The 10,934-nt window shown below is 45.8% G+C and carries 11 protein-coding genes and 2 pseudogenes; 7 read left to right on the top strand and 6 right to left on the bottom strand.

Translation table 11 applies throughout. The features are described from left to right. The 4 genes from JCM13996_RS09565 to JCM13996_RS09550 all read right to left on the bottom strand — a co-directional run. On the bottom strand, positions 1-257 hold a 257-nt coding region (locus JCM13996_RS09565; RefSeq protein WP_156321953.1), incomplete at its 3' end, for a response regulator transcription factor. 155 nt (positions 258-412) lie between these two features. Continuing rightward, positions 413-943 carry a hypothetical protein gene (locus tag JCM13996_RS09560; RefSeq protein ID WP_054750955.1) on the bottom strand — a complete coding sequence of 177 codons (531 nt, stop codon included), beginning with the start codon at positions 941-943 and terminating at the stop codon, positions 413-415. Positions 944-1,314: 371 nt separating this feature from the next. Then, entirely contained in the window at positions 1,315-2,073 is a 759-nt protein-coding gene (locus JCM13996_RS09555; RefSeq protein ID WP_054750954.1) for an ABC transporter permease, read from the bottom strand. Then, a complete protein-coding gene (locus JCM13996_RS09550; RefSeq protein WP_054750959.1) occupies positions 2,066-2,716 on the bottom strand; it encodes an ABC transporter ATP-binding protein in 651 nt (216 codons plus the stop codon). Before JCM13996_RS09550 ends, JCM13996_RS09555 begins: the two co-directional genes overlap by 8 nt. A 178-nt stretch (positions 2,717-2,894) precedes the next feature. On the opposite strand from JCM13996_RS09550, the pseudogene JCM13996_RS09545 reads away from it, so the two are divergent. Together JCM13996_RS09545 and JCM13996_RS09540 are read left to right on the top strand one after the other, a co-directional pair. Beyond that, positions 2,895-3,591: pseudogene (locus JCM13996_RS09545) on the top strand (response regulator transcription factor). A gap of 39 nt (positions 3,592-3,630) precedes the next feature. Next, positions 3,631-4,957 (top strand): annotated as a pseudogene (locus JCM13996_RS09540) (sensor histidine kinase). A gap of 93 nt (positions 4,958-5,050) precedes the next feature. Here the strand turns inward: JCM13996_RS09540 and JCM13996_RS09535 are convergent. Both JCM13996_RS09535 and JCM13996_RS11030 read right to left on the bottom strand, forming a co-directional pair. Continuing rightward, positions 5,051-5,758 (bottom strand): hypothetical protein, encoded by a 708-nt coding sequence (locus JCM13996_RS09535; RefSeq protein WP_156321952.1) that lies wholly within the window; start codon positions 5,756-5,758, stop codon positions 5,051-5,053. A gap of 25 nt (positions 5,759-5,783) precedes the next feature. Continuing rightward, positions 5,784-6,104 (bottom strand): hypothetical protein, encoded by a 321-nt coding sequence (locus JCM13996_RS11030; protein WP_156321951.1) that lies wholly within the window; start codon positions 6,102-6,104, stop codon positions 5,784-5,786. A gap of 389 nt (positions 6,105-6,493) precedes the next feature. Between JCM13996_RS11030 and JCM13996_RS09530 the strand changes: the two genes are divergently transcribed. From JCM13996_RS09530 to JCM13996_RS12580, 5 genes are all read left to right on the top strand, one after another. Then, on the top strand, positions 6,494-7,150 hold the full coding sequence (locus JCM13996_RS09530) for a VTT domain-containing protein (protein ID WP_054750952.1): 657 nt from the start codon (positions 6,494-6,496) through the stop codon (positions 7,148-7,150). Positions 7,151-7,399: 249 nt separating this feature from the next. Further along, on the top strand, positions 7,400-7,813 hold the full coding sequence (locus JCM13996_RS12060; protein ID WP_225353573.1) for a phosphatase PAP2 family protein: 414 nt from the start codon (positions 7,400-7,402) through the stop codon (positions 7,811-7,813). Beyond that, entirely contained in the window at positions 7,795-8,742 is a 948-nt protein-coding gene (locus JCM13996_RS09520) for a glycosyltransferase family 2 protein (protein ID WP_054750951.1), read from the top strand. Before JCM13996_RS12060 ends, JCM13996_RS09520 begins: the two co-directional genes overlap by 19 nt. An 8-nt stretch (positions 8,743-8,750) precedes the next feature. Next, complete coding sequence (locus JCM13996_RS09515; protein WP_054750950.1) at positions 8,751-10,709, top strand: glycosyltransferase-like membrane protein; 1,959 nt, start codon at positions 8,751-8,753, stop codon at positions 10,707-10,709. Positions 10,710-10,711: 2 nt separating this feature from the next. Next, a complete protein-coding gene (locus JCM13996_RS12580) occupies positions 10,712-10,924 on the top strand; it encodes a GtrA family protein (protein ID WP_263848910.1) in 213 nt (70 codons plus the stop codon). Positions 10,925-10,934 lie beyond the last annotated feature (10 nt).

The raw sequence follows: 10,934 nt of genomic DNA, 5'->3' as shown, positions 1-10,934 counted from the left end.
GCAATATCGTCACGTGCTGTAATAAAGAGAATCGGGATTGCGGGATCAGTTCGACGAACTGTTTCAGCAAATGAATAACCGTCAATACCCGGCATCATGATATCAGATAATATCAAATCAAATGTTTGGTCGTACATTAAGTTGTAGGCATCATTGGCCGTATGCGCACCGATTGCCTGGTATCCTGTCTGCATCAGTGTACGGACTAGAATTTCGTTGAACTTTTCATCATCTTCAACAATTAAGATCTTTTGCATTATGATTCTTCTTTCTCTTGCAGCGCCAGGTTACGGTGGGAGGCGAACAATGCAATCCAGAGGCCAACAACGACCACTACTCCACTAATCGCCATTCCAAACACACCCGTTGCTGTCGTTACCTCAGAGGCTTTTTGGTAGGTCAACAAAGCATATTAAGTTAAAACGATAGCGGTCATTCCGTCGGCCACACTATATGCCTTTAACAGCGTAATCAATGGACTGAGAAGGTGTCTTGAGCGAACCAAGCCAACGATGGCACTGATCAACTTTGTGAAGCCAATCAAAGCAATCACCAAAGCAGCATTAAGATTAAATTTCTGGTCATATCCATGGTGATACATCACAAAGCAGAACACCCCAAAAACAAGCCCAATCAGGCTATATCCAAGGCCACCAAGCACCAAGAAAGCTTGCTCAGCCCGTATTTTCGCACTGGTAGGATTGTTACTCATCCGAATTTTCCGGTAGCGTATCAATGACAAGACCTTGACACTCAGCAAAATCGCATAATATAGGCCGAAGATTAGAAGCCAGCTGGAGAAGAATACTATCCCCATCACCAGCTTCGTTACAGCCATTAAAATTCCAACAGGAACTGATAGTGCAGCATAAAGTGCGATTCGATCGCGCCGATGCTCGACCTTGACTGGCAAATGTAACCAGCGAATTATCATGTTGAGCAAGTAGAATCCTCCAATACAGCTTACTAACCAATTATAGCTTAGTCAGTTATCACCAATCCCAACTTTTTTTCAAACAGCTAATTCCAGTGTTTGAATGCGGGGAAGAGAATTGCCAACACAATATTCCCAATTACGGCCAGTGATGTTACAACATTTAATTTCGAGTGTTTTGCTCTATTCATGTCAAATCCTCCACAGCTTCATTATTCAAAAACATCATAAGCTGTGGCTATTAGTGATTTGTTGCTGAAATGTTGCCAAATTGTTAATTTATGTTCCAATAGAAATCGTTGGAAAATATTGTGTCAGACAAAAAGACACTTCGTATGATTACCGAAGTGTTGCTTTGGCTATGATAATTTTTGAAGAATCTACCGTAACTGTAAGTCTACATTGTAAAATTGCGGATAAGCCAGGTAACAAGCAATGACACTCCCGATACTCGTAGCTGCTAGTAACATGAACGTGACCATGATCTGATACATAATTGCCTTAGTTGGATCAACACCCGCAAAAATTAAGCCCGACATCATGCCCGGTAGACTGACGATTCCAACTGTTTTAGCAGAATCGATGGTCGGTGCCATACCGGTGCGAATCGCGCTCCGAACAATCGCATTTGAGGCTTGTTTCAACGTTGAACCTAACGCCAGACGCTCCAACACACCTTGCCGTTGATCATGAAAGCTCGCATTCATACTCCGGTAGGCTAAGCCGATGGCAACCATCGAGTTTGATGCGATCATGCCTGACACTGGTACAATCTGACTGGGGGTAAAACGGACCGAGTGAGTTAAAACCAGCAGTGCGATGGTCAACAGTGTCGCCGTGCTAATTGCCAGTAAGCTGATAGCAAAAGCATGGGGAATCCCATTGGCGCGTTTGTTGGCATTCAGCGCAGCATTAAAGATAATGATTGCAACCATCAAACCAGTCAACCACAAACGATCAACCTTGATGATGTAGGTCAGCACATATCCTACTACGGTAAGTTGGACTACTGCCCGAATGACCCCAATTAGCATATCCCTTTCCAAACCGATTTTTTCACGTAAGTTGATGACCAGCGCAATCAAAACTAATACCACAGCAAAGGCCAGCGCAGTAGGACTAACGATTAGACTATTCATGCTTTGCCTCCAAACGCCCACCACGAATCTCTACCAAGGTTTCCGCTGCTGCAATCTCAGTTTCGTCGTGTGTCACCATCAAAATCGTCATGCCTTGCTGATGGTAATTCGCAATCAGACGATGCACACAGTTCTTCGTATCAGCATCAAGCCCTGTCGTCACTTCGTCTAGCAACAAGACCTTGGGTGGAAACAACAAGTTGCGAATCAGCGCAACGCGTTGCTTCTCTCCGCCTGAAAGCGAAGTGATCGGCGCATCGATCATCGTCTCTGACAACTCGACTGATGCCAGTGCCTGCTCTGCTCGCTTTTGAGACCAGGGCTGATCGCGAATTGAAAAAGGAAACGCCAGATTATCCCGCACAGTTTCGCCAAAAAGACTTGGCTGCTGGAAGCAGTATGAAACCTCTTGGCGATAGTACGGCTTGGGCAACTGTGCTTGTGGCTGACCTTGATATTTGATCACACCACTAGTAGGCGTCAGTAATGTTGCAATCAGTCGCAGAAGCGTACTTTTACCCGAACCGGATGGCCCAGTAAAAGTAATAAAGGCGTTCTCGTTAATTGCCAGATCAATGTCGGACAGAATTGGTTTCCCCTGAGGCGCATAGTTCACCTGATCAAGGGTCAAAATTAAGGTCATGGTAATCGCTATCCTTTTTTTCAATAAGTTTAGTCCTCGACGTTTGAGAACACCAACATAGAATTCTGAGTTTTCTTTAGATTTGCTTTAGTTTCTCTGGGTAGCTTCCTTTACATAAATGACTTATATTGAAGGCGATGATTTGCGTACCATGCAGAACAAAATAGGAGAAATAAATTTGAAAACAACACTACTACTAGTCGAAGATGAAGAAGGGCTGGCCGACTCATTGAAAACCGAGTTCGAGTTGGAGGCTTCAACGTAATTTGGGCGAATGATGGCCTAACTGCACTTGATCTCTTTCACCGAGATGAAGCCAGATTAATCTGATTATTCTAGACTGGATGCTGCCTCACTTAGACGGGTTCAGTGTACTGCGACGCATTCGCAAGTCCAGTCAAATTCCAATCATTATGCTCACCGCACGGGACTACATTGGCGATAAAGTGGCTGGACTAACAGGCGGCGCGGACGACTACGTGACGAAGCCTTTTGAGATGGAAGAATTGATTGCCAGAGTTGAAGTCGCCTTGCGTCATCGTCAATCTACCGATAACCCAGTAAAGACTTATACAGTCGGAGATCTAACCGTTGACACTGGCTCTAAACGTGTTACCCGCGACAGCCGAATCATTCCCCTGACACAACGCGAATATGAGCTACTCATCGCATTGATCAGCAATCAGAATGAGCCGTGCTCTCGTGAAGAATTATTGGATACAGTGTGGGGTGTTGATTTTGACGGCCAGCCTAATATATTAGATGTCTATGTTCGTAACTTACGAAATAAAATTGATCTTCCAGACAGGCAAAAGCTGATTCACACTGTACGTGGAGTCGGCTATATGCTTTCACAAAACGTAGTGGAGCGGTGATGCCAATGAAAAAAAACTGATCAATCAAGTGCTGCAATCATGCTTCGTAGCCTGATGCGGCTAATCATAGTCGTAACACTGGCACTTGGACTGCTGATCATTGTTGCCGTCGGTCATCAGCTGCTTCAAGGAGTACGATCGACCACCAGTCACATTACTGCAAGCCTCAAGAAAACAAACATCGATGGTGATGATGATTGGGAAGATTGGCGTAAAAACAGCACCCTGGACACCAGTGCCAGTTTTGTCTATGTGCACAACAAACGCGCTGATGCCAAAGTAAAACAGTATTTGTCACCAAATGCAGACGATGTGCTAGAAGTTAAGCCCATCAAAATACCATTTTTGACACACCTGTATTACCGGCCGGGAATTGGATTTCTTTATCACCGGATGGTGCATGCGCGTGGAATTTACTACACGTTGTGGCAGAATATGAAACCACAACTCGCTGTACTAGAACGAGTTATTCAGGTTACCGCCATGATATTAGTCTTGACGTTGATCATCACGCCATTCTACATTCGACGTATGATTAAGCGCTTGACTGATCCACTGACCGCATTGTCACAAACGACTCAGGTAATTGCGACTGCTAAAGAGCCTGGCGCAATGCAACTCCCAGTTCCGGCTACCCCTTCCGAAGTGACAGAGTTAGCTGGTAACTTCAATGAACTGCTCAGTATGCTGAACGAACGTCAGGAACAACAGAAACTCTTTGTGATGAACGCTGCCCATGAATTACGCACTCCGATTGCAACCATCCGGAGCCATGCACAGCTGATTGAGCGTCATGGGGAATCGCACCCCGAAATCATTGCAAAGTCAGTTCACTATATCACCGAGGAATCTCGCCAGATGCAACAACTGATCGATGAGCTCCTTCAACTTTCTCGCGCCGATCGACTCGCCCTCGAACTACACCACCTCAATCTAAGTGATACCGTTCAGACGATTATGCAAAAAAATCACGCCAACATTCTCACAGAAAGTTGTCACTTCGATTCAACCAAATGTTTACGTCAACGGCAACGCTAGTGCAGTAGAGCAGATTCTTATCAACTTGGTCACCAATGCGGCTAAATATTCACCTGCAAATAGCCAGATAGACGTATCTCTATCATTGCTAACAGATGGCACGCCTGAGCTTTCCGTCAAAGATCAAGGTAGCGGGATCAGCGAAACCGATAAAGTCCATATCTTTGAACGTTTTTACCGCAGCGCCGACGTCCGTGGTACCGTTGTGGGGACTGGACTAGGACTTGCCATTGCCACCCAGCTTGCTAAGCTCAGTAACAGCCAGCTAACTGTCCAAGATAATGAACCACAAGGAACCATTTTTACGCTTACGCTACCCCATGAATAAGGATTTTACCGGCTCGATCACACGTTTCGTGAACTTGATGTTTCTTTGACTTACAGTTCCATTGAAAACATGAAAAGTTTTCAATGCTGTTCGTCATTTCAACAAAGTTTTCAAATCTAATTTTAATACCCGATCTGCATGAAATTCCAGATCAGCTTGACGATAATGGATTGATGCTGATTCAAATAGCACATATAAATCACTACCGACAGCCACGATTTGTTCTAAGTATGGTGGCATGGTTATGGACTTCAACGTATCGTCCCCATCGAAGTCTAACCAGGACTTCTGCCCATCGTTGTCAAATACCAAGATATTAGACGGATGGACGCCAAAAGATTGCGAAAACAATAGCTTGCCCTGGAAAAATGTTGCGCCTTGGAGTCGCTTATTAGTTTCGTAGGTACCGACCTGTAAGTCTGAGCCACGTAAATCCATGTCCGCTTTCTGATGTACCTGTGGCATTCCCGATGCGTTTAGTGGGTAACTACGGAAAGTCCCTTGACCACTAGCAGCAAAGTAGCCCACATACAGTGCATTGTTGTGATAGGTCAAAAAGCTTGCTCTTGGAATATCTGGGAGAGCAACTACATGGTCAAACGGTGTTGCCTTTTTGATTCGCGAAAAGTCTGCATATTTCAACGTTTTACCGTCGTAGGCCGACAGAGATGCTTTACCCTTCTTAGACATTGTCGTAACCCACAAGCGACCTGTGACGGTGTCATAGGCAAGCCCACCGACATGATCCGTGCTGGGCAATACTATTTGTTTGTTATAAGCGCCAGTTTTCTTATCAAGCAAGTACAACACTGAATGATATGCCTTATCACGACTGTACGCAGAAATGATGACGTCTTTTTTTGGTCACCGCCAAGCCTTGCGGGTCCATCTGGGTAGAAGTGCCCAGCTTGCCTGCCAGATTTAAGCTGCGCGTCTTTAATAAGCCTGGAATCGTATAAGTTTCAGGCTTCGCGTCATGATCGAGTGCTGATTGCAAATGTGGATACTGCTTAATCAAAGCATCATAAAAGTCATGCTTGTTGGCAACCGTTGGACTGATTGTCGTACCAAAAACGCTCACCGAATGTGCTGGATCATCGGCCACTTGAGGTTTAGCTTGACTACACCCAGCTAATAGTCCGCACAAAATCAAAACGCTCCATAATTTTTTTCATCTTCTACCCTCTATCTGCCATTGTAGCAAAACGTTGGCTCGCGGTAATATTCAATTTTCACATTGAAAAGCCCCTATCAACCCTTAATACAGACACTTGCTAGCAGGTATTTACGCTAAATCTGATTTCAAACAACTTTCCCCGTGCCGCTCAAAAAAAATTGAGCGGTTTTTCTAGGCCTATGATTTGAACAATCTAAATTTTTTTTCAGATACATAGCCCTTAACACAGGCATTTCAGAATCGTGTTCTGAAATTTACTGAGTTTTACCTCAGTTTTCATAAGTGGGAGCACTACGTCAATCCAGCTATGCTTATGCCATAGTCAAGCATTACGAAAATCACTTAAAGGGGAACTCATCATGTCAATGCTCATGCTTACATCTTTAATTCCTAACCTGAGCCAACTTCTACCACAGCTCATCACTCAGTTCGGTAGCCTAATCTATGTTGGCTTATTTGCCTTAATCTTCATCGAAACGGGTATCGTCATTCTGCCTTTCCTACCCGGGGACTCGCTCTTATTCCTCTGCGGATCACTTGCCGCAATGAGCAATCATTCCTTGAATATCTGGGTATTGTTTATCTTACTGAGCGTGGCAGCGATTCTTGGTGATTCCCTAAACTTTGAAATTGGTGAACACTTCGGTACTCGCCTCGTACACAGTCCCAAACTAAGCCGGCTCATCAAGCCAGAATATTTAGCCCGCTCGCAACGCTTTTTCGAGAAACACGGCAAGCCGGCAATTTTCCTCGGTCGCTTTATGCCGATCATTCGCACGTTCATTCCCTTTACCGCTGGCGTGAGTCAAATGCACTATCGCTCATTCGTCACATACAACATCCTTGGCGGCGTGACCTGGGTATTGGTTGCACTAGGCGCCGGTTACTTCTTTGGCAACATCGCGGTCGTCAAAGCCCACTTCGAGTTGATCATGCTGGCAATCATCGTCATTTCCTTACTACCAGCAGCAATCATGGCGCTGCGTAATCGCGGAGGTGAAGCCGATGAGGACTAAACAAAAAAAATATGCTCGGCATCCTGTTACTGCTGTGTTTTGCTGGCTTGGTGCTGGGTGTGATGACGAAAGCACCATGGCTGGACTCCTTTGACAATAGTGCGAGTGCGCTGTTTACGAGATCCATCAATCCCGTCAACACATTCATTTTCAAAATCGTCGCATTTTTCGGTAGTCCCGCGACCGTGATTGGTTTAACCATCCTGGGGTGCTGCTGGCTTTGGTTCAAAAAAAGACCTTGTCATCAGCTTGTGGGTCGGTGGATTACAGCTTGTTGGATCGGCATTTGCTGAAATTATCAAGCAACTGGTTGGTCGATCACGCCCACTGCATCAGCTCGTCCCTGATAGTGGTTATAGCTTTCCAAGCGGGCACACATTCTGCACGACAGTTCTAGTGATCACCTTGCTAATACTATGCTTGCCCCAAATTAAAGATCAAGAAAATCAGCTGATCGCCATTGTAATCGGCGTCGTATGGATTGGTATGGTGGCTGCTTCGCGAGTTTATCTACGCGACCATTACGCCTCTGACGTTATTGCGAGTTTGCTCTTAGCTGGAGGCTACTTACTGATCATCGCACCATACGCAGAAGCTGTTCAAAGTAAGTTGCGAAGCATCTTGCCAGAAAGGATATTGAAACCATGGACACCCAAAAACTAACGATTGTTGTTCCTGCATACAACGAAGAAGAAGTATTGACGTCTTCCATTCAGAAACTGCTCTCGATTGAAGATAAGATTGCAGCGCAAAATATCATGGGCCAGCGGGCAGACATTCTGATTGTCGATGATGGCTCAGTTGATCATACCTGGGAGATTATTGAGAAGCTTCACCACAGTAATTCAAGGATTCGTGGCTTACGTTTCTCCCGCAATTTCGGTCATCAATCTGCATTGATCGCGGGTATGAAAGAAGCCGTGAAAAGTGCAGATATGATTGTCACAATCGACGCTGACTTACAAGACGACCCTGAAAAGATTGCAGAGATGGTTGATAAATACGCTGAGGGCGCAGACATCGTCTACGGCGTTAGAAATAATCGCGAGTCTGACAGTTGGTTCAAACGAACCACTGCCCAGGGTTATTACAAAACACTCAAAATGTTAGGAGTCGAATTGATTCCTAATCATGCAGACTTTCGGTTGATGTCCAAACGGGCAGTTGAAACTTTCCTAGACTACCCAGAACGAAATGTTTTCATTCGTGGCTTAATTCCAAAACTCGGTTACAAGACTGAGGAAGTTGACTACAAGCGAACGCCGCGCATGGCAGGCGAATCGAAGTATCCACTCAAGAAAATGCTAGCCTTTGCTTGGGATGGCATCACAAGTCTGACGATTGCTCCGGTACGCTTGATCCTGATTCTCGGTACACTGGCCTGCTTGCTGGCAGTCGGTATGGTCGCTTATGCCGTAGTAACCAAGTTGCTTGGTATGACAGTCCACGGCTGGTCTTCACTGATGGTATCACTATGGTTCATTGGCGGGGTGCAGATGGTCAGCCTCGGCGTGATTGGTGAATACATCGGTAAGCTCACAACGGAAGTGAAGCGACGTCCGCGCTACACTGTCCAAACAATCTTAGAATAGGTGTAAATATGACTCACAAGTTCATGCCAACCTTCCTACCCTTGGTTCTGATGATTTGCTTAATCGTTGGAATTGCTAGCAATTTAATCAAATCAACAGGCATCGCGGTTCTGATCGTCGCCATTTTAGCGTTTATTGGTATTCACCTTACCGCCAAGTGGCTTGATCAAATGAAATCAGTGCACGTTTATTGGGGTATTGGTATTGGACTGTTATTGATGCTAATTGGGCAGATCTTTGTCCTCAACGTCATGCCAAACACGGTTTACCACGATCCATACCGAGTACTATCACAAGCAGATCAAATGGCTGCCGGACACATGACTTGGGACATTACCTACTTTTGGCGCTATGCAAACAATGTCCCACTGACTTACTTCATGTCCTTGTGGCTCAGATTCACCCAGTTATTTGGCTTGAGCACCAACCTATCCGTTCACTTGCTAAGTATCCTGACCTTGGACGGGTTCATTCTCTTAGCGCTCTGCACAGTTTGGCAACTTAGCCGGCGCCACAGCACGCTAATCGGCGCGTTTGCTTTCTTCGCTTTGACGCCGTTCGCTTACACGTACTATCTACAAGTCTTCTATTCAGATTTACCGACAATGCTGATTCTCCTGATTATCATGAAGACCTTGCTGAACTGGTCGCAGGGCACGCATAACCAGCATCTGATCAAAGGTGCCGGTCTTGTCCTCACAGCATTGGCTGGCCTCTTGATCAAAGCGAACCTAATCGTGATTCTGCCAGCACTAGCGATTGTTTTGACTATACTTGCTCGCCAACGACTACTGCACAAATCACAGTTGATGATACCGGTGATCTTGATTGCATTGGGATTCGGACTTAGCTTACCGACCACTAAAGTGATCGACGAAGTCAGCAACTACCATACGGAGACCAAGTTTGAGTTTCCCGTTACTAATTGGATTTTGATGGGTTATAACTCAGTCAGCAACGGTGGTTATTCTGGCAGCGATGTTGGAAAAAGCATCAAGCAGCCAAGTAAGGCTGCACGCCAACAACATGATCTACAAGCAATTCCACAACGGCTCAAGCGACTAGGAGCTTTCGGTGTGCTACGGTTATGGATTGTGAAGCTAGGCATTCTACTCAATGTACGGGGAATTCAGAATTGGTACAACGGCGGTTTTCGTTCAGCCCCAAGTTGGTATCACAATCGTGTGAACTTTTTCCGGATGTTGACCACGATCAGCTATGCCTCCGCAACCATTGTGTTGTGGCTCATCCTCATGCTTCGACTGACCACTTGGCGGCCAGATCTCAGTGATTCAAAACAGGTCATTGCGTTACTGACAATCGTCACAGCACTTGGTTATCTCGCATTTCACACTTTGTTGTGGGAGGTCGAGCCTCGATATGGTCAGGCAATTCTGCCGCTCAGCTGGATTGCCTTAGCTGCGCTTCCTCAACCACAGCATGAATCAAATCCTCAACGACGCTGGCAGCAAGTGGCAGGTCAGTCATCTCTGCTTGCTAGTGTGTTAGTTGCACTTGGGCTGGCTGGCATTATTGGCAAGGCAGTCCCACAAAATCAAGTTGTGGCTGCGCAACGCAGTCAACTATCAGTGCAATATCATGCTAAGCCAAAGGCGCTGAAACCTGGTGCGGTCTTAACCGAAGACGTTGACCTACACGCCAAAGCAAACTACTTCTCGGTACAAATGCACGCCGGTTCAACAGAACGCGTCACGCTAACAAACCTCAAGACCAACAGTTCATATACACTGTATGATGCCGGATCGGTTTATCGACTACATCATCAGTTGAGTGCCGGTCGCTACCGTATCACTGTGCGGAACAATACAAATAAGCACCAGTTGGTCGATGTGGTGCACACCTATCAATACCGGCTCGCAACACATCCGCTGATCATCGACGAGCATAGCAATCCAACCGCATCATTTGTCTTCACCTGCATGCAACGGGTTCAAAAGAAGGGATAGTCATGGAGAAAACGATAACGACGCTGTATAGCAAATATGGAACGGCTTTCCGCTACCTCGTTGTAGGGGGGCTGACGACACTGATCAACATTGTGCTGTTCTTCGGCCTAACGCACCTTTCAATACAGTGGTTCTGGGCAAACATTGTGGCATGGTTTCTCAGCGTTCTGTTTGCCTTTATCACCAACAAAAAAAGTTGTGTTCGGCTCAGCTGATATGGCGCTG

It is taken from the genome of Lacticaseibacillus thailandensis DSM 22698 = JCM 13996 (assembly GCF_001312865.1).
Taxonomy (GTDB): Bacteria; Bacillota; Bacilli; order Lactobacillales; family Lactobacillaceae; genus Lacticaseibacillus; species Lacticaseibacillus thailandensis.
This window is presented reverse-complemented; position numbering and strand designations above follow the sequence as displayed.

Excerpts from the sequence above, each read along its gene's own strand:
- JCM13996_RS09520 (WP_054750951.1), top strand. The coding sequence starts at position 7,795 with ATGGACACCCAAAAACTAACGATTGTTGTTCCTGCATACAACGAAGAA.
- JCM13996_RS09530 (WP_054750952.1), top strand. The coding sequence starts at position 6,494 with ATGTCAATGCTCATGCTTACATCTTTAATTCCTAACCTGAGCCAACTT.
- JCM13996_RS09550 (WP_054750959.1), bottom strand. The coding sequence starts at position 2,716 with ATGACCTTAATTTTGACCCTTGATCAGGTGAACTATGCGCCTCAGGGG.
- JCM13996_RS12580 (WP_263848910.1), top strand. The coding sequence starts at position 10,712 with ATGGAGAAAACGATAACGACGCTGTATAGCAAATATGGAACGGCTTTC.
- JCM13996_RS09515 (WP_054750950.1), top strand. The coding sequence starts at position 8,751 with ATGACTCACAAGTTCATGCCAACCTTCCTACCCTTGGTTCTGATGATT.
- JCM13996_RS09555 (WP_054750954.1), bottom strand. The coding sequence starts at position 2,073 with ATGAATAGTCTAATCGTTAGTCCTACTGCGCTGGCCTTTGCTGTGGTA.